General features: G+C 61.4%; 16 protein-coding genes. 1 reads left to right on the forward strand and 15 read right to left on the reverse strand.

The window, feature by feature from the left end; all coding sequences use genetic code 11:
• Positions 1-4 precede the first annotated feature (4 nt).
• The 13 genes from WFM45_RS01205 to WFM45_RS01265 all read right to left on the reverse strand — a co-directional run bounded on the left by WFM45_RS01205 (position 5) and on the right by WFM45_RS01265 (position 20205).
• Positions 5-1063 carry a prodigiosin biosynthesis protein PigM gene (locus WFM45_RS01205; RefSeq protein ID WP_088381301.1) on the reverse strand — a complete coding sequence of 353 codons (1059 nt, stop codon included), beginning with the start codon at positions 1061-1063 and terminating at the stop codon, positions 5-7.
• Positions 1060-1707 (reverse strand): 4'-phosphopantetheinyl transferase, encoded by a 648-nt coding sequence (locus WFM45_RS01210; RefSeq protein WP_033633966.1) that lies wholly within the window; start codon positions 1705-1707, stop codon positions 1060-1062. Before WFM45_RS01210 ends, WFM45_RS01205 begins: the two co-directional genes overlap by 4 nt.
• Positions 1691-2005, reverse strand: a complete 315-nt coding sequence (locus WFM45_RS01215) for a RedY-like protein (RefSeq protein WP_004940233.1) — start codon at positions 2003-2005, stop codon at positions 1691-1693. Before WFM45_RS01215 ends, WFM45_RS01210 begins: the two co-directional genes overlap by 17 nt.
• Positions 2006-2018: 13 nt before the next feature.
• Entirely contained in the window at positions 2019-4307 is a 2289-nt protein-coding gene (locus tag WFM45_RS01220) for a polyketide synthase (RefSeq protein ID WP_033633965.1), read from the reverse strand.
• Positions 4304-5779: an L-proline--[L-prolyl-carrier protein] ligase PigI gene (gene pigI, locus WFM45_RS01225; RefSeq protein ID WP_336954169.1), complete on the reverse strand. Its 1476-nt coding sequence runs from the start codon at positions 5777-5779 to the stop codon at positions 4304-4306. The genes WFM45_RS01220 and pigI overlap by 4 nt, the downstream gene beginning before the upstream one ends.
• 4 nt (positions 5780-5783) lie before the next feature.
• Complete coding sequence (locus WFM45_RS01230) at positions 5784-7730, reverse strand: aminotransferase class I/II-fold pyridoxal phosphate-dependent enzyme (RefSeq protein WP_336954171.1); 1947 nt, start codon at positions 7728-7730, stop codon at positions 5784-5786.
• Positions 7727-7990: an acyl carrier protein gene (locus tag WFM45_RS01235; RefSeq protein ID WP_004940224.1), complete on the reverse strand. Its 264-nt coding sequence runs from the start codon at positions 7988-7990 to the stop codon at positions 7727-7729. The genes WFM45_RS01230 and WFM45_RS01235 overlap by 4 nt, the downstream gene beginning before the upstream one ends.
• 23 nt (positions 7991-8013) lie before the next feature.
• Positions 8014-9030 (reverse strand): methyltransferase, encoded by a 1017-nt coding sequence (locus WFM45_RS01240; RefSeq protein WP_004940222.1) that lies wholly within the window; start codon positions 9028-9030, stop codon positions 8014-8016.
• Between the two features lie 10 nt (positions 9031-9040).
• Positions 9041-11602, reverse strand: a complete 2562-nt coding sequence (locus WFM45_RS01245) for an aminotransferase class III-fold pyridoxal phosphate-dependent enzyme (RefSeq protein WP_336954175.1) — start codon at positions 11600-11602, stop codon at positions 9041-9043.
• The gene (locus WFM45_RS01250) at positions 11599-14202 is read right to left on the reverse strand and encodes a biosynthesis protein PigD (protein ID WP_336954176.1); all 2604 of its coding nucleotides are present in this window, start codon (positions 14200-14202) and stop codon (positions 11599-11601) included. Before WFM45_RS01250 ends, WFM45_RS01245 begins: the two co-directional genes overlap by 4 nt.
• Before the next feature lie 170 nt (positions 14203-14372).
• The gene (locus WFM45_RS01255) at positions 14373-17039 is read right to left on the reverse strand and encodes a PEP/pyruvate-binding domain-containing protein (protein ID WP_336954178.1); all 2667 of its coding nucleotides are present in this window, start codon (positions 17037-17039) and stop codon (positions 14373-14375) included.
• Positions 17036-19051, reverse strand: a complete 2016-nt coding sequence (locus tag WFM45_RS01260; protein ID WP_336954180.1) for a DUF6041 domain-containing protein — start codon at positions 19049-19051, stop codon at positions 17036-17038. The genes WFM45_RS01255 and WFM45_RS01260 overlap by 4 nt, the downstream gene beginning before the upstream one ends.
• A complete protein-coding gene (locus WFM45_RS01265; protein WP_336954183.1) occupies positions 19048-20205 on the reverse strand; it encodes an acyl-CoA dehydrogenase family protein in 1158 nt (385 codons plus the stop codon). The genes WFM45_RS01260 and WFM45_RS01265 overlap by 4 nt, the downstream gene beginning before the upstream one ends.
• Positions 20206-20611: 406 nt before the next feature.
• Between WFM45_RS01265 and cueR the strand changes: the two genes are divergently transcribed.
• Complete coding sequence (cueR, locus tag WFM45_RS01270) at positions 20612-21013, forward strand: Cu(I)-responsive transcriptional regulator (protein ID WP_015376888.1); 402 nt, start codon at positions 20612-20614, stop codon at positions 21011-21013.
• Here cueR and WFM45_RS01275 read toward each other — a convergent pair.
• Complete coding sequence (locus WFM45_RS01275; RefSeq protein ID WP_049278724.1) at positions 21010-21471, reverse strand: NfeD family protein; 462 nt, start codon at positions 21469-21471, stop codon at positions 21010-21012. The two genes, cueR and WFM45_RS01275, sit on opposite strands and share 4 nt — an antisense overlap.
• Before the next feature lie 2 nt (positions 21472-21473).
• Positions 21474-22379: an SPFH domain-containing protein gene (locus WFM45_RS01280; RefSeq protein ID WP_004940203.1), complete on the reverse strand. Its 906-nt coding sequence runs from the start codon at positions 22377-22379 to the stop codon at positions 21474-21476.
• Positions 22380-22474: the final 95 nt, after the last annotated feature.

A 22474-nucleotide genomic window follows, 5' to 3' on the forward strand; every position in this document is an offset into this window, starting at 1 on the left:
CGGATTAGGGGGAATCGTTCCCCGGGGGCGCGCATTCGCCGGATGGCGGCGCGGTCAAAATGCTTTGCCAGCTGCGTCTGGGCGCTGCGCTGCCCCATTGTTGCAGGTGGCCGAAGCGGGCAAAAAACACCGGGGGAGCGCTGAGCGCCAGGGTTGCTGCGAGCTCGCGACGCGCCTCGGCGTGTTGCACCAGAACGCTGATCGGATGCAATCCCCAACCCCAGTGTTGCAGCGTGAGCCACAGACGTCCAAGCCGCATGCCGGTGGCGAACAGGTGCTCGGCACTTTCGTCGTTCAGACACAGCGCCAGGTATTGCGGGCCTTCCGCGACGCGTTGCGCCAGCCCTTGCGCCATATAAGCCGGCAAGCGCAACCCGGCCGCCAGCCGGCTTAAGCGAGGATGAAACGCCACTTGGAAGAAGCGCTTGAATGCTGGGGATACCGGGCCAAACAGGTGGTGCAGGTGAAAACCGTCGTCGGTAGGCTGCCGTTCGTTGAAGCGGATGTATTGATAGGTTTCGCGCCAGGCTTGGCGATCCGAGAAATCGAGCGCGGCGTGACGAGCGGTGAGCTGCGCGACCCGGCGGCGAGCGCGTTCGTCACCTGCGATACTGAGCGAACTCGCCGTTCCGTCGAACAAGGTTTGCAGCTGCATCCGCTGCGCTTCATTGATTGGCGTAGGCTGATAGGCCGCCCGTGCGGTATGCCGCTCGCCGATCAGCTGCGCCAATTGGCGATGGGCGGCGCGATCGGGCGCGGCAGGCGCGGCGGGGGCAAAGCTCAGTAAATGCGTGGGGCCATGCTCCCAACGCCAGGCGAGAGGCGTGCCTGCACAGTTGAGCAGCGCGCTGAGGTACTCGAAGAAAATCCCGCAGCTCATCAGCATCTCGCGTTCCAGCGAAGGCAGACTCTGCAAGGCGCGACGGCGGTCGATAGCCAACCGGCCACATCGGGCGTCGGCGTCATAGTGGAGAGACCAGGGTTGGCAGTTGTGTGAAGAGGGCGCCTGCCGCGCGATGTCCACGGCCTGTTGCAGCGCCGCGGCGAAAAGGTCTTGGGTCATGATAAGGCTCCGAAAGCGGAAGGGGCGGGCAGGGAAAATACGGTAACGTTCGCTCTGAACGACATGCTTTCCTCCGCCGGAAAGCAGAGTGCGCATGCCCAGTCCAGGCTGCGCCACAGCCAGAAGCGTCTGCTCGCCAAACTGCCGTCTGCGCTTGAGACCAACCCCGTGTGCCAGTCGATGCCGAGCGTCCTCAATTCGTAGGGCAGGCCGCGGCCGTGGCTTTTTAAAAATGCTTCGCGAATGGCCCAGACGGCGCAGGCCTGTATGCGTCCCAATCGCTGCTCCGCCTCGCCAAAGGCCCAGCGCAGCGCCGCGCCGGAGAAGGGGCGATAATGCTGCAGATCGATGCCGAGCGGGATATCGCCGGTGGCGCTGGCGTACCAGGCATGCGAATGGCTGAGAGAAACGTGGCGGCGTCCCAGCAGGAGGTGTTCGCCGAACGGTTGTCCACTCGCCTCATGGCGCAGCGTAAAGCCGGTCGCGTCCCCCCGGCACCATGTCCGGTTCAGCAGCGCGATGGCCTGTGCCCGCGCGTGGTTTTTCACCGCCGACAGATGCCGCAATCCCCGAACGGCGGCGCAGCGGTGGGGGCCGCCCAGCGCGATGACGATACGCGGCGCCACGCTAAGCTCGATAACCATCGGCGATGCGTTCTCCGCTGATTTCGTCAACGACTTCCGCCAACTGATTAAAGCGTTCAACCAGGCTTTGAAACAGCGGGGTTTGCATCTCGCGCTCGAACATTTTCAGCGAGTTCAGCTGAATGATTTCGATAAAGTGAAACGGCGCCTCCGCCGAAGGGCTGACTTCGATGACATCGAAGGCGCGTACCGCATCGAGGTGGCGGCAAGCCTGGTAATCGGTCGTCTCCACCCAGTCGCGAAACGCGGCGCGGTGGGCGATGTCTTTTAGCCGAATCTTATGGACGATAATGTGCATCTGGGCGGCCTTTTTAAATGGGTTGATGGATAAGCAAATGGTAATTGATGCCACCGGTGCCAAAGCCGTTGATCGCCGCCCGACGCCCGTCTTCACCCTGTGGCCAGTCGAGCGCGATTTGCGGGATTTCGGCCGGGATCGCCGCCAGCGGCAGTTCGGCATTCAATGTCGCCACCGGCGTGGGCGGGATTTGACCGTGTTCGAAAGCGCTCAGCACTTTGCACAGGCTGAGCGCGCCGGCGCCGGCGAAACAGTGGCCGAAGTTGTACTTCACTGAACCGATGTACAAAGGGGCGCGCGCGGCGCGGCGATACCCCTGATGCAATGACGCGACTTCTGCCCGATCGCCCAGTTCGGTGCCGGTGCCGTGCGCTTCGAGATACTGTATCTGGCGCGCTTCGACGGCGCTCAGGCTCTGGGTTTTTTCGATTGCCAACGCCTGGCCCTCGGGATCGGGCGCGGTCATGGAATAGCTGTCGCAAGATCCCGATATCGCTTCGATGGTGGCGATGGCCCGCGATGTCGCCTGGCCGGTCAGAATGAAGAAGCCGCCACCGTCGCCGGGAGTAAAACCGTCGGCTTGTCGGGCGAAAGGTCGCATACGCGAAGCGGAAAGCATCATTTGCGCGCTGCACAGCACCATATCGCGTTCGAGCGTCGCCGTTTCTATGCCGCCGACGAGCACCGCATCGTAGCGGCCGGCCTGTAACGCCCTGACCGCATTGTGCAAGGCGGCCAGCGAACTGGCGCAGGCTGCCTCGACCGCGTAGCAGTCCGCCTCGACGCCGAGCTGTTGCGCCAACAGCTGCGCGGTGCCGAGGCCGCAGGCGCCATGCCAGCTCCAGCGGTTGATCGCGGGTTGGGGCGGTGGCGAAAGGGGGACGCCGGCGGAAGGCAATGCCGGCCACAGCGCGCTCATGGCCTGTTGTCGATCGGCGCTCAAAGACAGGTTGCTGGCGACGATAATGGCGATGCGTTCAAAGCGTCGCAGGCTGTCGGGCCACGCCGCGCAGCCGTTGAGGGCGTGCAGTTGTGTGACGTCGAGGCGCTGCTTTTTGGCCGGCATCATAGGCCGCGTCAGCTCAAGCCGCACCGGATCGTGCGTTGGGAAGCACATGGCATGAGCGGTGTAGGCGCTGAGCTTTTGCGGCGTGGGGCGCACGAAGGCGCCGGGGTGCAACTGCTCGGGGCTGTGATCGCGCAGGGCGTCCTCACCGTTGCGCAAGGCCTGCCAGAAACGCGCTTTATCCAGCCCCTGCGCGGTGATGGGCTGATAGTCGATGATGCTGATGCGTGGCGAAGCCGTCGGTTTTAATGAGGGGGGAGACGCCGCGTCAATCCGCCAGCGATAGCCGGTGAACGAGTGGCCGGCGCACGTCTGTTGCCGTTGCAACAGCATGTCGAGGAGATGGCAGAAAACCTGATTGGCGCCGGCAAAATAGCCGGCGCTCGGCGCGGCATCCTGTCGTTCGGCGATCAGGGTCGACAATTGCGCGATCGCTGGCCATCCCTGTTCCTGAGCGACGTCCAGCGGGCAAACAACCAGGCTGATCGCCCCCTCCAGCCAACAGGCCGAAGAGGAAACGCCCTGCGCCAACAGCATGTCCGCCTGGGGTTGATGGTGGAAGCATTGTACGGCGGTCAGCACCGCCATGCGGCTGTCGGCATGGCGAAAACAGTCTTGCGCCAACTGCAGCAAGCGCAGGCCGCCCAGATCGGCGCCGTCGAGGGTTTGGCATTTACCGCGCGTGCGGGCGAAATGGGCGATGCGCGCGGGAATGCTGGAGGCCATTTCCCCTACGCGATCGTGGGATGAACTGCCGAACGCCTGGGCCAGCGGCTGTTTGTAATCGTCAATCCGGCGCATGACCGCCGCCGGTGAGAGCCCCTGAGCGTCAAGCCGTTCGGCCAGCCTGCGCAGCGCGCCGATTTTGGTGGCGTTGCGATAGGCCGCATCACTGCCCAAATGGGTGGCGCAAAATTGATCGCAGCGGTCGCGCAACGCGTCGGATAACGTCAGATGCTGCATGGCGGCGGAGGCGGCCTGCAGCGCCAGGCGGGTCTCGCGGCTGACCGCCAGTCGAAACAGCGGCGGGATGGCGAATTTTTTGAAATCAAACGCGGCGTCGTCGATCTGGCGACCGCGGATCGGCGCGGCCGCATCGCTCCACGGCATCGGCGGCGGGGCGTCGAACAGCGCCGACCAGGCGGCGCCGTTGGACAGATCGATACGATCGATGCCGGGCAGTGCGCAGCCGATGCCGACCAGCGCCAGCGGCGCGGCATGAATTTCCTGGTTCATCGCGCGTTCACCTCGGACAAACGTCCTCTGTCCACCTTGCCGTTGGCGTTGGTGGGCAGGCTGTCGGCGACCACCAGTTGGCTGGGGAGCATATAGGCGGGCAGCCTGGGCTGCAGGAACTGCTTGAGCTCCAGCAGGTTGGGGCGGAGCGCGCCGGGATGGAGGGTGATCACGGCGATCAGTTTTTGCTTCAGCTCGCCGAGCTCGACATACAGTGCGGCCTGGCTGACCGAGGGATGGTGATGAAGGATCGATTCAATCTCACCCAATTCCACCCGGTAGCCGTTGATTTTCACCATGTCGTCCAGCCGGCCTCGGTAGACCAGCCCATTCGCCGTCGTCTCCACCCAGTCGCCGGTCGCGTGGCATTGGCGCGGATGCCATTGCGCTTGCCGCGATGAGGCGACGTTGCTGTAGCCGGGGGTAACGCACGGCCCGCCGATCAGCAATTCTCCGCGTCGGCCCGGCGTACCGTCAATCGGCTGCAGGCGCCCCTGTTCATCGACCAACTGCGCCGTCAAGCCGGGCAGCGGATGGCCGATGGGGATCTGCTCCAGCGTCGCCAACTGCGTTCGATCCAGCGCGTAGGCGGTGCAGACATTGGTTTCCGTCGGGCCATACCAGTTGCTGACGCGGCACCGGGCCGGCAGATGCGCAACCAGACGCCTCAGCGCGGCGGCCGGATAAGGCTCACCGGCGAACGTGACCTGGCGCAGCGTTTTCACCGTCGATGGCGCCAGCAACGCGCTCTTTTCCAGCATGGCTAAAATCGAAGGTACGCTGTACCACAGAGTGACGCCGTGCGTTTGCAATCCGCGAACGAGAGCCTGGCAATCTTTCTGTTCATCTTCGCGCACGATCCAGGTCGCGGCGCCGGCGCAAACGCCGGCGAACAGATCGAAGGTGCTCAGATCAAAGGCGAAACTGGCATGATTGGCCAGCACGTCGCGTGCCGTCAGTTGCGTATCGCTGACGGCCCAGCCGATGAAAAACGTCAGCATGTCATGGGTGATTTGCACCCCTTTCGGGGTGCCTGTGGAGCCTGAAGTATAGAGAATGGCGGCGAGGGGGGAGCCGAGCGCGGCGATCGCTTCCGGCCAGGCGCCATCGAGATCGGTGCGGCCATCGAGCGCGCTCAACCAGCCCTCATCGACGATCAGCGCGGGTGAGGCGGTGGCGATAATGCGTTCGATGCGCGCCGTCGGTTGGCTGAAATCGATAGGGACATAGTGGTTGCCGCTCAGCCAACATGCGTACATGGCGGCGACGGCGTCGGGCCCTTTCTGCAGGTTGAGCAGCACGGCCTGCTGCTTCAACCCGGCATGTCGCAGCGCCGCCGCCATCATGCAGGCGCGATCGGCCAAGCGACGATAGCTCCAGCGCCGATCGCCGCACAGCAGAGCGGTGCTTTCCGGCGCTTGGCGGGCGTGCTGGAACAGGGCCTCCAGTATCGGTGAAATGAAGGTTGCCATGATGTCAGACCTCGGCGGCGCGTGCGCGCTCTTCCCGTCGGACATCGCCGTTGACCGGCACGCCGGTCTCCAGCGCCGCCGCCACCAAAATGGCGTAGGCTTCATCCAGATCTTCACGCGTGTGTTCACTGGTCACGCTGATGCGTAAGCGGGCGTCACCCACGCTGACGCCCGGGAAGACCACGGTCTGGCAGAATAGCCCGCGCGCCCGGACGGCGCGGCCGAACAGCAGCGTTTTGGCGTCGTCACCCACCACCACCGGAATGATGGCCGAGTCGGAATGCTCAAGGTCAAAGCCGGCGTTAAGCAGCAGCGTGCGGAAGTAGTAGATGTTGTCCCACAGCTTGGCCAGTCGCTCGGGTTCACGCAGCATCACGTCGATGGAGGCGATCACGCCGGCGGCGACTGCGGCGGGGATGGTGGCGGCGAAAACATAGGAGTTGGAGTAGAAACGCAGGTATTCGACCACTTCGCCATCGGCGCAAACGAAGCCGCCTAATCCCGACAGCGCCTTGCTCATGGTGCCCAGCTCGAGATCCACCCGGCCTTTCATATTGAAGTGTTCCGCCGTGCCCGAGCCGGTTTTGCCCAAGACGCCGGTCGCGTGCGCGTCGTCGACCAATACGCGTGCGCCGTAGCGTTCGGCCAGCTTCATCAGGCGCGGCAGATCGACGATATCGCCGTGCATGCTGAAAACGCCATCGGTGACGATCAGCTTGCCGCCGGGGTGATCGGCGTATTTGGCCAGCGATTTCTCAAGGCTGGTCAAAGAGTGATCATAAATTTTCCGCTGCGCGCCCGCCAACTTGCAGCCGTCCTGGATGCTCATGTGGTTGATGGCGTCGGTGAACACCAGGTCGTGTCGGCTGGTCAGAGCCGAGATGCATCCCAGGTTGGCCGAGTAGCCGGACGGATAGACGATGCAGTCTTCGCGCCCTTTGAGCTTGGCCAGTTTGCGCTCCAATTCCAGATGCAGCACGTTGCTGCCGGCGATGATGCGGCACCCGGTATTGGTGGCGCCGTACAGGCCGGCGGCGTCCTGGATGGCGTGGATCACTTCCGGATGGTTCGACAATCCCAGATAGCTGTTGGAGCCGAACATCAGAAATTCGCGGCTTTTGCCGGTGACCTCGTCGAACATGACCGCGCGGTTTTTGCACGGCGTTTCAAGCGGCATGCCGTACCAGTAAAGCTGACGCTGTTTTTTATCGCGATAAAAAGCGCCGAACTCACGCGTTTTATGGAACAAATCCGGGTGCTCGATGCCGACGAAGTCCCGCATGGTGCGCGGATCGCCGAGCTCATCGCGCGCGTCCGGCGACGCGGGCGCCTTGGTGGGCTGCGGCGCAGCGGATGCGGCGGTGTGCTGGCCAAAGCGGCTGAACCACGCTTCGCCCTGTTCCTGAACCAGCCGCGCCGTCAGGTTGTGCTCCAGCTCAGCCAACGTGCGGCACTCCGCCAGCGCTGCGTTATCGTCCAGGCCCAGCGTTTTGAGCAGCTCGTTGCGCGCCATCACCACCGCGACGGAGTCGATGCCCAGGTCGCCTTCGATGGCGGCGTCGGGGGGCAGATCACGCACTTCATATCCGCTGTGGGTGGCGAACACCTGGCGCACGAGAACGCTCAACCAGGCCTGAGGCGTCTCGGGGGCAGGTTGCGCGGCGGCGTTCGGCGTCGGCAGCGTGAAACCGCGCTGCAAAATACCGTCGAGCGCATCCTGAATGGTTTTGATCTCCTGGATCTCCAGCGGCGTATTTAATTGAAACTGACGGTTCAGCACCATGGCAATTTCCGCCAGCGCGATGGAGTCGACGCCCAAATCGTTTTCCAGATGGCTGCTCAGGGCCAGTTCCGACGGTTCATACTCGGTCAGCCGGGCGAAGGTGTGCAGCACCGACTGCCGGACGGCTTCATGCGCGTTTGCGGCGCTATCGACGGCGTGAACGCTCATGCGACACCCCCTGCGGCGACTTGCGCTTGCAACCGTTGCACCAGCGCGACCATCGCCTGCACCGAGGCGAAGTTCGCCGGATGGATCTCATGCATGCCGATGGCGACATGAGACTCCTGACGCAGAAAATCCACCAGATCGAAAATGGAGGCGGAATCGACGACGTTCAGTTCAAACAGCGGGGTTTGAGCGTTCAGGCCGTCGTGATCGCCATCCAGATACTGGGTGGCGATATGCTGGATCAATTTGCTTTCTAACATTGCGAGCTCCCGTTGCTAACTGGTTATTTTTCGCCGACGATCAGGGTGCGTGGGCCGGCAATTTTCATGATGCGCGCGTTGCTGAACCCCGCCAGACGGAATCTGTCCAGGTATTCCTGCGCGCTGCTCTCTATGCCACCGTCGGTGGAGACCAGCATGTTCAGCGACAGCAGGGCGGTAAATTCCGGCCCTGATTTGTCTTCGTTCAGCGGCGTTTCGGAAGCGATGAAGCGGCCGCCGGCCGGCATCGCCCGATAGATGTTGCGCAGGATGGTCAGTTGGGTTTCCGGGGCGTAGTCGTGCAGCATCCATCCCAGGTGGATCAGGTCATAGCCGCCGATCGGCAGATCGCCGCTGATGACATCGCCCTCCACGACGTCAATGCGTTCGCCATAGCCTTGCAGCGTCAGCTTGTCGCGCAAAAACGCCGAGGCCTGCGGCAGTTCGCAGATCGCCAGTGCGATCCCCGGATAAGCGTCGGCGATCGCCATCGGCAGGCTGCCGATCCCGCTGCCGATATCCAAAAACGCACGGTGTTGCGAGAAGTCGTAATCGCGAACAAAGCCGGCGATAAAGGGCGCGGCGAATTTACCGAGAAACTCCTGGAAGTCCGCCACGTCGTCCGGATTTTGGTACAGGATGTCGAACCAACTGCGGTCATCGCCGAATACCGTGCGGCGCTGGTGGGCATCGTTTCGCACCGCCGTTTTCAGCTCGCCCCACAGCGGATACAGGAAGGTATCGATGTGGCGGCCCAGCCATCCCAGCCACTGCGGTTCGTCGCTCAACAGAAAAGCCCGGTGGGCGGCGGGCAGATGATAAAGGCCGTCTCGTTGGTCGAGATACCCCATGGCCCGCAGCGCGATGAGCAACTGTTCGGTCGAACGCGCCGGGCAGTCAAGCCGCGCGGCGATGTGCGCCGCGTCGGCGTCCCGATCGCGCAACTGATCGAACAGCTTCAGCGCCAGCGCGGCGGTCAGCGCCTTGGCCTGGAAAAAGCCCATCATCTGATTGACGGCATCTTGCTTGGTTAAAGGCATTGCTGGCTCCCTAGTCTAAAAAGGTGGAGAGTTCCTCGCACACCGTGGCAAAGGCGCCGACGAAACGGTCGATCTCGGCTTTGCTGATGATGAGCGGGGGTTGAATACGGATCACCGTCGAGCTGTTGGCGGTAATGAAGGTCAGGATCTTGTGGTCCTGGCACAGCTTGGTGACGAATTTCATGCAGAACATTTCGCCGAGCGCCTGTTCCATGCGATCCATCGCCGCCCGCAGATGGGCTTGCACCGGATCGGGCAAGAATTTCCAGGTGGTGTGCCAATCGCCGGGCAGCCGGGTGGCGAATTCGCGGGCGGAGGCGTTGACCGCGCCGGTGAACGCCTGGTCGAACTGGATCCCCAGCATCAGGCCGCGGCCGCGCACCTCGCTGACGAACGGATAGCGGGCGGCGATCTCGCTCAGTGCCTGCTTAAAGTAGGCGCCCATCCGTTCGGCATGGCCGACCAAATCCTGCGCCAGGATCTCGCGCAGCGCGCTGAGGGCGACGACCGAGGCGAGGTTGCCGCCGCCGTAGGTGGAACTGTGCACCAGGAAGCGATCCGCCGTGCCATAGGCTTTTTGCCAAAGATCGGCTCGGCACAGCGTGGCGCCGATGGGGATCAGGCCGCCGGACAGGGATTTCGACAGCATCAGCACGTCCGGCTCGATACCGTCCCATTCGCAGGCGAAAAGTTTGCCGGTGCGCCCAAGCCCGGTTTGCACTTCGTCCACCATCAGCAGCACGCCGGTCTCGCGGCAGAGCTGCTGCACCGCCTGCAGGTAACCGGCGGGCGGGATATGCACGCCGCCTTCGCCCTGGATCGGTTCGACCATCAGCGCGCCGACGTCTTCACGGTTCAGCGCTTCCCGCAGCGCGGCGAGATCGCCGAACGGCACCTCCACCATCGCGTCCAGCAGCGGTGTGAAATAGCGGCGGTGTTTGTCTCGCCCGGTGATGGACAACGCGCCCAGCGTTTTACCGTGGTAACTGTTGCGCAGATAGGCGATGCCCGGCTTGCCCGTCGAGGCCTTGGCGATCTTCATCGCGGCTTCGACGGCTTCGGTGCCGGAGTTGCTGAAGAACACCCGGCCCATGTTGCCCGGCGCCAGACGACAGAGCACTTCGGCCAGCTTGGCGGTCTGTTCGGGAATGGAAATGTATTGAATGAAGTTGGGGCCTTGAGCGTCGAGGTAGTTTTTCAGCGCGTTGACCACTGGCTGCGGGTTGTGGCCCAGGTTTAGGCACCCGTAGCCCGCCACCATGTCCAGGAAAGCCTCGCCCGCATCGTCATACAACTGGGTGCCGGCGGCGCTGCGGAAAACGTTGTCGCAGCGCTGCAACTTGAGGAAGTCCACCATCATGGGGTTGATGTATTGATGATAGCGGTCGAGGGTGTCTTCCCTGGCCGGCGTTTGGGCGATGACCGCGTCGATAAACGCCAGGCGCGATGCGGGCAACGCCGCATCAGCAGGTTCCCCGGCATAGATGTCATGGTGGTAGTAGCGCTTGAGATTGATCACGCTCTGCCGATCGATGCGCTCGCCGTACGAGGCCAGCGGATAGGCGAAGAACCCGTGGCGCTCGGCGATTTCACCGATCTCCAGCACTTTTTCCGGCGCCAGATAGCGGCCCAGCGAAAAGTTTTCCCGCCGGTTTTCCAGCGCCAGCACAATGGTTTCCGCCATGCAGCCGTTCAATTGTTGCTTGATGGTGACGTTGAGCGATTCTCCACCCAACTTGACCGCATCGGTGGCGGTGACGCAGCCGCCGTCGATGATCAGAATGTCATCCCGCGCCGGGCGCGTTTCCGAAGCGATATCGCGCGGCAGCGCCACGTCGATGAAGATCGAGCCGGGTTGCAGTCTGGCGGGGTCGATCACGCCGCCGGCGGAGGTCGCGGCGGCAAACAGTTTGCAGCGCGGGTAGAGATCTTCGGGATCGCTGGTCAGGGTGACGCGCGAGTGATACTCCTCGGGCAAATGGCTGAGCAGTTCGCTGCGATCATGGTTGCCGGCGCGGTGCAGCAAATGGAGAGAGAAACCGTGCGCCAGCAGCAGACGGCTTAGCGCCAGGCAGATCGACCCCGGATAGCCGACGATGGCGACGGGTTCCTCCTCCGGGCGGATTTCCAGCCAGGACTGGATCTGCATCAAGGCCTTGTAGCCGGCGTAGGTGGTCAGCGAGTTGCCGGAGGTGACCGGCACCGGCGACTTTTCCGCAGTGGCTTCGCCGCGTCGCCCAACGATAGAGGTAAAACCGCCGAGACCGACCAGTTCGGCGCCATCGCCGGCCAGCTCTTCGATGCCTTGGACCACCCTGGCGGCGATACCGCGTGCGTCGGCCAGCATCTCATCCGCCACCAGCGGCATGTATTTGATCACCCCTTCGCAAGTGGCGCCGGTCGCCGAGGTGATCCTGGCGAAGTTCATAAAGGGAACCAGGTTTTGTCGTTCCCACAGTTCACGCGTATAGCCGCTGTGCTGCTCGGTCGAGTTGCGTTGCAGCAGATCGAGCATTTTGACGTAACGTTTCAACCCCAGTGAGGTGGGATGAGCGATGAATCCGAATTTCATGAGGTGGCTTCCTGTGTAGGATCTTGGTCGAAGGCGGTGCTGGTCGATTCGGGCTGTTGGGCCGCCCAGGCTTTGCGCTCCTGCAGGGCGTCGTGGTCGCTCGGATCGCGCTGCCAGCCTTTGGCGGTGGCCAGCGAGATACCGTCGCCTTCATTGTTGTGCCCCAGCACCACGGAGAACAGATTGAGTCGGTGCGGCGTGGTCAGCGCCTGGCGAATGACGTCTTCGTCGAAATGCGTAAGCGTTTTGCTCTGGATATGGAAGTTATTGACCGTTTGTTCGACGTCCGGCTGTTCGACGTTCACCAACCGCATTTGCCGTGAGGTGCGGTTGAACAGAATGCGTTCCTGATAGGTATTGATGACGGACAGCCCGCCGTTGCATAAATAGAAGACGGTGATGCTTTTATTCAGCAACTGTGGATGGGTAAGAATGTTGTCGATAAAAGCCGGCAGGATGTCCGGTACGATCCCTTTAGCGCCGTCGCCGATAAACGCCATCACGTGGCTTGGGCTGGTGTAAGCCAGGTAGCCGGTGGCCAGCAGAGCGTCGCCCATCAGGGCGCGGCCATACCAGCCGGAAAAGCCGCGGCGCGTTTTGGCGACGTTGCGCGCGGCGGAGATGCCGCACCGGCCGACGTCATATACGCCGGTAAAATCGAACCCCTCCGTTTCGATCAGCTCTTCAATCACTCGGTTCAACTGGCAGAAGAAGTAGTTGGCCGACATGGGCAGACTGGGAAGCTGGCTGACCACGTCGGAAGGCGAATCGAGATAGGCGGCGATCAGCGCGCGGCGTCTTTCCCGCAATGCCGGATCGACGTCGAGATGCGCTTTCACCGTGCGCAGGAACGCCAGACAGTTCATGTGCAGGTGCAGATCGGCATAGGGCGACAGATGGCGCTCATCGTGCGTAAGCTGCACCAGGTGAACCTTGCGCTCCAGCCTGCCGTCGGAGAAGGGGGTGGTGATCTGAGCGACGCGGCTTTTGATCATAAACAGGCTCTGCTCGCTCATGGCGTTGAGCTTGTCGTTGGTGTGCAGGAAGTTGTAGACGCGCGGGCTGTAGCCGTAAATCGCCAGGGTGCCCAGGTAGTGGGGATTGCGCCGGCCCTGATAATATTTCGGCGCCGAGCCTGGATGGGCCAACGAGTCCACCAGGGCGATGCCGGCGGCGTCGGCGATGTCATGGATCAGGGCGTATTCGTCGTCGCTGACCGGGCCCAACTGCCACACCAGCCGTTCCGGCCCGCGGTTGATCAGCGCTATCGCCTGGGCCAGGCTTTCGCTCATCGGCAGCGGATCGTCCGCCGACAGAACCGGGATCGGCGAGGGATCGCAGACGGCGCCCTCCAGCGACAGGGTCGACTCCAGCACGTTTTGCGTCGCCAGAATCACCACCGGCCCCTGGCCTTGATGATAAAGGCGGAAGGCTTCCGTCAAACCGGTGCCGATCGTTTCGACGTCATCGATATAAACGAACGGGATGCGGCGGGCGACGAGCACTTCACGCATGTCTTCCGTCGGCGTCAGCGTTCCCTGGAAGCTGTACCATTGATTGCCGCGGTTTTCCGCCGCGACGATGATGCCCTGGGCGGCGGTTTCCTTGAGGTTGGCCAGCGTCCCCTTGAATTCATCCATCATTCCGGAGGTCACTACGCCGAGGAACGGCATGCGATACAGCTGCCAGTTGGCCATGGCGCCGCAGGCGATGGCGTGTTCGTTAGGGCCGCGCAGGATCAGCGCGCCGCGCGCCTCCGCATGCCGATCCAGATAGCCGATCAGATTGGAGATGATCGACCCGGTGTAATAGGACACCAGCCAGCGTTCGGCGGCGGTACGCTCGAAAAATTGAATCAGCTGCTCACCCAGCGTGTTGTGCAGCGCCAGCGCGCCGATCGGCTTGACCCGGCGGTTGGTGTAGTTCATCTCGAAGAAGTCCATCCACAGGCACAACAGCTCGGTTTGGAAAATCGCCGGATCTTCGCTGCGCACGATTTCGCGGTATTGCTGCGGCAGGTAGCGGAAGGGCGATCGCAGCCGGCGAATGAACGCAACGGTGGAGAAGGTGGTGTAAAACGCGGGAATGCCGCTGCGCTGCAAGGCGCTGTAAAAGGCGTCCAGATCGCGATCGATCTGTTCGATGCTGTCATCGACGCCGGCCGGCGTGGTCTGATCGTAGAACAGCATGCCCAAATGAAATTCGGGACGCTGTTCCAGCGCATGGGTATAGATGATCTTGCCGGTGGCCTCGGCCAGGCTGGCGCATTGGATGATGCGAACGTTGATAGCCTTGTTTTGGCCTTTGAGAAAGTGCAGCGCCTTTTCGCGCGCGGCCTGATAAAGCGAGTCCGCCGCCAGATCCAACAGTTTCAGCGGCATCTCGGACTGGATATGCACGCGGTTGAAAACATAATCGCGGATATCGTTCAGTACGCTGAGCCCGGTTTGGAAAAACGCCGGGTTGCGCGTCACCACCACCACGCCGACCGTCAGAGTGTCGGGATCTGCGTCGGTGCGGCAGGCCTGGCGCTCCGCTTGCCACACTTGCTCGTAGGCGGCGGAGTTGGTGAGTCTTGCTTGTCCTGTCAGGGTCGTCATGATGAGTTCCTTGTGCAGCCAAAATGGAGTGACGGCTTCAGCCAGGCGGGCAAATTCGGCACGACAAAGCCCGCGACGGTCTCTGCAGGCGGCGGTTGCCGCGCGCATCACCTTCGTTGAATTGTGCTGTTTTCAGGCGGATGGTTTACCTTCGCCGGATGTGGTGCTGACTAGCCATCGGCACGTTCTCCGCGTTGAATAATGACCGTCCCGCTGTCGCCGTCGAGAATCAAGGTGTCGCCGCTGTTGATCAGCTGGGTGGCGTTCTTGAGATTGACCGCCGCGGGGATGCCGAATTCGCGTGCGACGATGCAGCTGTGGGACAGCGCGGAGCCGATATCGGTGACGATGCCCGCCGCCAGCGCGAAGAGCGGGGTCCAGCTGGCGTCGGTAAAGCGCGCCACCAGGATTTCGTTGGGCTGCAGCTCGCCGGCCTGCGCCAGCAGATCGGTGATGACGCGCGCCTTCGCCACCACTTTGCCGGGGCTGGCCGCCAGGCCGGACAGCATGCCGGCGGCGTTTTCCGCCGTGGGGGCTTTCATCCTGGGCTGATACCCCCCGACGATCGCCATCGGCGGCTCTTCCGCATGCAGGTTCAGCAGATGCTGGTGGCGATTGCGCTCGATCAGATCGGCGGCGAACGCCTCCTGCGCCGACTGTTCCCCCGCCATAAACGCGCGGAAGCGCTCGAAGTCCACATAGGGCAGATCGGCCTGTTTGACCAGGCCTTGCGCCTCCAGGCGCCGCAGCACTTCCAACATGATGCGGCGGTAGAACCAGGTTTCGGTGACGAAGGTTGGCCGGGTCGCTTCGCGGCGTTCGGCCATCACGCCATACAGTTTGGTGATGAACTTCAGCTTCATCCGGCCAAACCAGGGCATCGCTTTAAGCAGCGTCTCGCTGTCTTCATGGCGCAGCCGCTCTGTTTCCCGCAGTTTCGTGTGCAGATCCACCGGATGTTGCAGATACATTTTCATCACTTGCAGCAGGTAGCTGGGATCGTCGTTCCAGCGCGGAAGACTCAATTCGAACTCCTGGCGGCCACGGGCGCCGAACTCGAACAGGAAGGCGCTGAAGTCGCTTTGCCAGAAGGCGCGCGATTCGGGATCGATGGGCAGGACGGTGACCAGTTCCTGTGCGCTGTGTCGCTCGAACACGGCTTTTAACGCCGGTTGACGATTGACCGTCTCCACCAGGCTGAGAATGCCCAGCGTGACTTCGATGGTGCGCAGGTTGTTCATCGACGCCTTGATGCGATTTTGCAATCCGTTGCCGCGGCCTTTGAGGTAACGTTCGCAGGTCAGCGCCAGCGCATCGTAGAGCGCGAACGACTGAAGGAAGAAGGGCATATAGGCGGCGCAGCTGTCGAGGAAGTAACCGTCGATGCGGCTGAGTTCCCGCTCCAGCTCCTGATGCGTCATGGTGGTCAGATCCAGCGCCAGAAAGCGGCGCGTCTCGCGCTGGCGCAGGGCGATCATGGCATCGACGGTCGCGCCGGCGCTGCGCAGGTTATGCCTCTGCTGTTTCAGCCAATGCCAGGCGCTCTTGAGATAAGCCCATCCCTGTACGCCGGGGCCATAGGGGTTTTTGTACCCGCTGAAATCGATATCGGCGGTGGCGTAGCGGGTCGTGAACTTCATTTCGTCGCGGGTGGGCGGGCATTGGCGGAGCATGTAGGCCGATCCGGAGATATTCAGATAGACGTAGCCTTGCAAATACCCCATATAAATCTGCCAATCGCCGATATCCGCCAGCCCCATGGTTTTGATCGCCGGGCCATGAATATGCTTTTGGTAGAACTGGCAAAACGACAGCCCCAGCGGCGTCATCAAGCCGGTGACGATCTCGCCGGTGTCCATTCGGGAGAAAAAGGCCCGTTCCTTGATCGTCGGATCGCTTTCCCACGGGTTGGCGTAAAGCATCTGAACCGGTTTGGCCTGCGTGGTGATCGGCCGCGCCTGCAGGAGCCACACGCGATCGTCTTTCACCGCCCATTCGATATCCAGTTCCGCGCCGTAAATCATCCGCGTTTGCCTGGCCAGCCTGGCAAGCTGTTGCAGCTGTTCCGGGGTTAGGCTGGGAGCGTCTCGCCTGGCTTCTGGCGTTTGCAGCAGCGTGACCTGTCCCTGCGGATCGCGTTGGCAATAGTGCGGTTTGTGACGAATTTGCCGCTCGCGGATCTCGCCGCTCGCCTTATCCAAAATGAAGCTGTCGGTGGTGACCTGTCCGGAGACCACGCCTTCCCCCAGTCCCCAGCAGCTGTCGATGACGATGTGGTTGGCATCGCCTGTCAGCGGATCTTGGGTAAACATGACGCCGGCGGCGTCCGCATCCACCATGATTTGCAAGACGACGGCGATATCGCTCTGCGCCGCCGATGTCCGGCTATACTGGGCGGCGCGTTCCGCCCAGAGCGACGCCCAGCAGGATTGCACCTTGCGCACCACCTCGTCATCCCCGCGCACGTGCAGGTAAGTGTCGTATTGCCCGGCGAAAGAGTGGGTCAGGCCGTCTTCTTCCAGCGCCGAAGAGCGCACGGCGAGCGAGGCGCCGTCGCCCAACTGTTTGCAGGCGTGACGGATCGCCAGATCGAGCGGGGCGGGGATGGCGGCGCTCAAAATCATATCGCGCACGTTGCCCGGCGCGCCCGTGTCGAGCAGCGCTCCCGGCACGGCGAATTCGATAAACTGCCGGTAAGCCTGCGCGGTGATGCAAAACGCCGGCGGCACCGGCAAGCCCGCCTGAATCAAATGATTCAACGAATGGGCTTTGCCGCCCAGGCGATGGGGTTCCAGCGTTTTATCGCCGGAAAGTTCAACCACCAGGGTAGGATTCATGACATCACCTCCGCAGGCGTAACGGGCATTGCGAGGCGTTCTCTCACCGCTTTGGCGGCGTTCAACCCGGCTAACACCGCGCTTTCGATATTACCGATGCCCACGCTGTCCTGATTGGCGAAGTGAATATTCTCAAACGGCATGCTGGCCTGGTGAAACACGCCCTGAGCCTGTTGTCCGGCGACCGAGGTCACCAGACCCGCGGGCCAGAACCAGATTTGAATGTCTTCAATGATGTCGGCGTCAATGCCCATGTTGCCCAGCACTTTGGCGATTTCGATATAGGTCTGTTGCTGCAGCGCCGGGAACTCGTTCTGCGCGGTGCGACCTTGCCGCTCTGGGCGAGTGGTCGGTTTGAGCAGGGTTAATACCCCGGTTTCCGCGCTGAGGCGATTGTCCATCCAATTGGCGATCAGGCAGGTGCCGGCTTTGCTCCAATAGTAAGGTGTGCGGGTGTTTTCCGGCTCGATCAGATAGCCGCCGAACGAGTGTTCGAGGATCGGTTTTTTCAACAGCACGTTCGCCAGGTAGTAATCTTCATGGCGGATCTGACGGATCGCCGCCAATTGCTCTTTGGGCAGGGTGGGCAACCAGGTGGGCAAATGCGTTTTGGGGGCGGCCCAGATCACTTGTTTGGCTCTGATTTCGCTGGCCGCGCCATTGACGCTGAACCGGATCACCGTTTCGTCGCCGCCGGGCGTGATGCTTTGAAGCTGTACGCGGCTTTGCAGCCTGACGTTGTTTTGCTCCTCAAGATAGTCGAGCAGCCCGGCGCTGATGCTGCCGTTACCGCCCGGCAGCGTGACCAGATTGCCGCGTAAATACCCCACCAGGAAGTGCAATCCGACATAGGCGGAGACTTCGCGAATATCGAGACATTCCACGCGCAGCGTGGTGCTGACGGCATTCTCTACCAGCTTGCCGAATTTTCTCGGTGGCCGCAGATCCGCCGGGATCTGATCCAGTTTGTGCGGTTCGAACAGATAAGTGTACAGCGGGATAGTGTCGAGCAGCGCCATATTCGCTTTGCTCCAGGTGCTCTGCGGCGTCCAGGGCAGGCTGGGGTACCGCTCGCCGCGCGGCGAGAAGGTATCGAGGAAGGCGTACAGATCGGCAAAGATCGGATCGCCCAGCTGTTTTGCCGCGATAACATAAGGTTTACCGATCAAGGCATGCAGGAATAGTTGTCCCGTCAGGCGCCAGACGGCGGGTTTCAGCAGGTAGACCGGCTGTTTGAGAAAACCAACGACGACTTCACCCAGGCATCGGAGCAGCAAGAAGGTGTCGAAAAACACCAGCGTGTCCTTTTCATTGGACTTGTAGGCGCCGCTCAGACCGATTTTCTTCAGCAGTTGCAACATGAACGAACCCGGCAATGGCTCCTGGAAGCAGACGCCGGCGATGGGAAACTTCAGGCGATTCACCGCGCGGTAGCGCGCGTTGCCGCCAAAGGAAGCGCTTTTTTCCAGCACCAGAACCCGGTGTTCGGTCAGTTCGCTGGCCGCGGCCAAACCGGAGACGCCGCCGCCGATGATCACCACGTCATACTCGCCGTCCAGCGTGGGGGTTACCGAGCCGCCTGACGCCGGCGTGGGCGTGGAAAAGTCGCGCGTGGGGAACGTGCGCGGCTTGGGTTTGCGGTGGTGTTGCTGCCGCAGCATGTACAGCGCCGCCAGCGCGAAAATCGCATCGAGCAATATGACCTGCGGCTGGGCGCGGTGCAGGATCGTGACAAATCCCGCCATCATCAGCAGCTGGCAGTAGATGATCAATGTCGTCCAACGCGGGTTGAACATCAAGACCGCACCGGAGGCAAACAGCGCCACGCCGATCAGCGCGTTAACCGCTGTACCCTGCGCCGCCAGCCAAGCCGTCGCTCCGGCGTACCAGGTGCCCTGGTTCGCCACGGCCGCCTGCTGCAGAATATCGGCGACGTTTTCCAACTGAGGGAAGGCTTTCGCCAGGCCGGCCAACATATAGAGCACGGCAAAAACGCGTTGAACGATCATCATGCGCCTCCCCGCAGACCCAGCTTGCGGGCGACAATTTCTTTTTGTATCTCGTTGGTGCCGGAGAAGATCCGGCTGGGGATCACGTTCAGCAAGTGGCGCACCAGACCGAGTTCTTGATCCATGCCGGCTCCGCCGAAGATTTGAATCGCGTCCAGCGCGGACTGCACGGCATATTCGGAAATCAACAGTTTGCTCATGGCGATGTCGATCTCGGCGTCCTGGCCCCGATCGTGTTTCCAACAGGCGCGGTAGAGCATTAGCCGACACTGTTCCAGACGCAGTTTCATCTCGATGATGCGGTTGGAGACGGACTGAAATTGGCCGATCGCTTTGCCGAATTGTCGGCGTTGTTTGGCATAGTCCAGCGCGCTGTCGAACACGCGCTCCATTGCGCCGATAAACAGAGCCGACAGGCAGCCCTTTTCCCAGATCATTGAATCGTGGAAGATGGCGCCGCCGGCGCCCGGCATGCCGAGCCGTTGGGACTCTGGAATGAAGACGTCGTTGAAGGTCAGTTCGCTCCACGGGCAGTTGGAGAGGCAATCTTTCGGGCTGACGGCGCCTACGTTTAAGCCTGGCATCCCTTTCTCGAGCACAAATGCGGACACGCCCATAAAGCCATGTTCGGGATGGGTTTTCGCATAGACGATGAAGATGTCGGCAATCGGCGCGTTGGTGATGAAAATTTTGTTTCCGTTGAGGCGGTAGCCGCCTTCACAGGGTTGAGCGGTTGATTTCATGGCATAAATATCGGAACCGGCGTCCGGCTCCGTCGCCGCATTCGCCGCGATCAGTTTTCCGGCCGCCAACGCTTCGAGATAGCGCGCTTTTAATGCCTCGGAACCGAAGCGGGAAAGCGGGATCACGCAGGCGCACAGATGGGCGCAGAGCGAAAAGGACATGCCGATGTCGCGGCTGCCTTTACCCAGCGCCTCAATCATCAGCGCAGTATCGAGCGCGCTCATGCCCAATCCGCCGAACGCGGTCGCCACGGGGGCTCGGGTAAAACCATAGGCGGCGGCTTGTCGCCACAAATCTAGGCTTAATACCTGCCGTGAAAGCCGATCATGCGCATCCTGATCCAGCACCTCGCGGGCAAAACGCTGAGCGGATTCGCTTAGAGCCTGCTGCTCGCTTGATAAGTTAAAATCCATGACGAACTCCGCCATCGGGTTGAGAGATTAAATTAGCTAATATTTCTAGTTTGGAGGTGGCCAAAACTCAAACAGGCGCAGTAATGGCAAATGTAAATAAATGTTTATTTGTGTGGTCTATTATTACAATTTTGTTAATTTGTGTTTTTATTTTGTTGTTTTAATTGTGTTTTATTTTGTGTTATTTATACACAAAAATTTACATATAATAAAAATCTTAATTTGATCAAATTTTAATAGGTTAGATTGTCTATTGTTTTTTGATGAATACTTTGCAAGTGAAGTATCTATCTTTTGGCTGTGGCTATCGGTTTCTCATCGCTATCGACGGTAGGGCGTTGAGGCTTGGTGAGTGGCGGAAAGCGGCTTAAGATAGGAGGTGAGCAGGAGCATTCCGGAGGAAAAAATGAATATTAGCGACGTCGCGAAAAAGACCGGGTTAACCAGCAAGACGATTCGTTTTTACGAGGAGAAAGCGCTGATTACCGCCCCGATCCGCAGCGATAACGGTTATCGCCATTATTCCGCCAGGCACGTTGAAGAGCTGACGCTGCTGCGCCAGGCGCGGCAGGTGGGCTTCAACCTGGACGAGTGCCGCGAGCTGGTGGCGTTGTTCAACGATCCGGCCCGTCACAGCGCCGACGTGAAGGCGCGCACGCTGCAGAAGGTGGCGGAGATCGAAAGGCACATCAGCGAACTGGGAGAAATGCGCCAACGCCTGTTGACGCTGGCGGAACAATGTCCGGGCGACGAGGGGGCGGAGTGCCCCATCATCAATAATCTGGCGGGATGCTGTCGTTCGAATTAACGGCTGATGGCGCGGATCACCAGTGTGACCCCTTCCACCGCCACCACTTCCACTTCGGTGCCGGCGGGCAGATCTTCCGCCGCCTGCGCGCGCCAGCTGCTGTCGCCGATATTGATGCGCCCCATGCCGTTGTGCATCGGCTCCGTCAGCGTGGCGCGGGTGCCGATCAGCTGACGGTTGCGCTGGTTGAGCACCGGTGAACCGCCGGACACGGCCGCCGGGCGGCGACGCAGCCAGTACCACCATAGATAGGCGACGACGACGGTCAGGACGGCGAAGATCACGCCTTGCCATTCCCAGGTGAGCGTCGGCAGCAGCCAGATCAAGGCGCCGACCAACAGCGCCGCCACGCCGCTCCACAGCAGGTAGCCGCCGGCGCCGAGCATTTCCGCCGCCAGCAACACGCCCCCGAGGGAGAGCCAGAACCACAGCGGATTCGCCGCGATCAGTTCGAGCATGATTATTTGCCTTTGCTTTCTTTCAGCAGTTCGGTAATGCCGCCGATCGAGCCGAGCAGGCTGCTGGCGTCCAGCGGCATCATCACCACTTTGCTGTTGTTGGAGGAACCGATCTTCTGCAGCGCGTCGGTGTATTTCTGCGCCACGAAGTAGTTCACCGCCTGAATGTTGCCGCTGGCGATGGCGTCGGACACCAGCTGGGTGGCGCGCGCCTCGGCCTCGGCGGCGCGCTCACGCGCTTCCGCCTGCAGGAACGCCGACTGGCGTTCGCCCTCGGCCTTCAGGATCTGCGATTGTTTCTCACCCTCGGCGCGCAGAATGGCCGCCTGGCGCACCCCTTCCGCCTCCAGGATGTCGGCGCGCTTGGTTCGCTCGGCCTTCATCTGGGCGTTCATCGAGGCGATCAGTTCCGCCGGTGGGCGCACGTCGCGGATCTCGATACGGGTGATCTTCACCCCCCAAGGATTGGTCGCTTCATCGACGATGTGCAGCAGGCGGCTGTTGATGCTGTCGCGCTGCGACAGCATTTCGTCCAGCTCCATCGAGCCGAGCACGGTGCGGAAGTTGGTCATGGTGAGGTTGACGATCGCCTGTTCGAGGTTGCTGACCTCGTAGGCGGCGCGCGCCGGGTCGACGACCTGGATAAAGCACACCGCATCGATGGCGACGTTGGCGTTATCGCGGGAAATCACTTCCTGCGAAGGGATGTCCAGCACCTGCTCCATCATATTGATTTTACGGCCGATGCGGTCCATGAACGGCACCACCAGGTTCAGGCCCGGCATCAGCGTTTTGGTGTAGCGGCCGAAGCGTTCTACCGTCCATTGGAACCCCTGCGGCACAATTTTGACGCCGGCGAACACCACAATCAGCGCGACGACGATCACGATGGGAATAAAAGTAAGCATGCAAACCTCCTGTCAGACATATGTAAACAGATATTACGCCAGCGCCGGAAAAATGCCTACCGATACCGCGACTTAATCCAGGGCGTTGGTGATTC

The organism is Serratia sp. KG1D (genome assembly GCF_037150675.1).
Taxonomy (GTDB): Bacteria; Pseudomonadota; Gammaproteobacteria; order Enterobacterales; family Enterobacteriaceae; genus Serratia; species Serratia nematodiphila.

Coding starts and splice junctions, on each gene's coding strand:
- WFM45_RS01260 (WP_336954180.1), bottom strand. CDS start 19,051: ATGATGATCGTTCAACGCGTTTTTGCCGTGCTCTATATGTTGGCCGGC.
- WFM45_RS01220 (WP_033633965.1), bottom strand. CDS start 4,307: ATGAACCAGGAAATTCATGCCGCGCCGCTGGCGCTGGTCGGCATCGGC.
- WFM45_RS01275 (WP_049278724.1), bottom strand. CDS start 21,471: ATGCTCGAACTGATCGCGGCGAATCCGCTGTGGTTCTGGCTCTCCCTC.
- WFM45_RS01240 (WP_004940222.1), bottom strand. CDS start 9,030: ATGCCTTTAACCAAGCAAGATGCCGTCAATCAGATGATGGGCTTTTTC.
- WFM45_RS01210 (WP_033633966.1), bottom strand. CDS start 1,707: ATGGTTATCGAGCTTAGCGTGGCGCCGCGTATCGTCATCGCGCTGGGC.
- WFM45_RS01235 (WP_004940224.1), bottom strand. CDS start 7,990: ATGTTAGAAAGCAAATTGATCCAGCATATCGCCACCCAGTATCTGGAT.
- WFM45_RS01265 (WP_336954183.1), bottom strand. CDS start 20,205: ATGGATTTTAACTTATCAAGCGAGCAGCAGGCTCTAAGCGAATCCGCT.
- cueR (WP_015376888.1), top strand. CDS start 20,612: ATGAATATTAGCGACGTCGCGAAAAAGACCGGGTTAACCAGCAAGACG.
- WFM45_RS01280 (WP_004940203.1), bottom strand. CDS start 22,379: ATGCTTACTTTTATTCCCATCGTGATCGTCGTCGCGCTGATTGTGGTG.
- WFM45_RS01205 (WP_088381301.1), bottom strand. CDS start 1,063: ATGACCCAAGACCTTTTCGCCGCGGCGCTGCAACAGGCCGTGGACATC.
- WFM45_RS01250 (WP_336954176.1), bottom strand. CDS start 14,202: ATGACGACCCTGACAGGACAAGCAAGACTCACCAACTCCGCCGCCTAC.
- WFM45_RS01215 (WP_004940233.1), bottom strand. CDS start 2,005: ATGCACATTATCGTCCATAAGATTCGGCTAAAAGACATCGCCCACCGC.
- pigI (WP_336954169.1), bottom strand. CDS start 5,779: ATGGCAACCTTCATTTCACCGATACTGGAGGCCCTGTTCCAGCACGCC.
- WFM45_RS01245 (WP_336954175.1), bottom strand. CDS start 11,602: ATGAAATTCGGATTCATCGCTCATCCCACCTCACTGGGGTTGAAACGT.
- WFM45_RS01230 (WP_336954171.1), bottom strand. CDS start 7,730: ATGAGCGTTCACGCCGTCGATAGCGCCGCAAACGCGCATGAAGCCGTC.
- WFM45_RS01255 (WP_336954178.1), bottom strand. CDS start 17,039: ATGAATCCTACCCTGGTGGTTGAACTTTCCGGCGATAAAACGCTGGAA.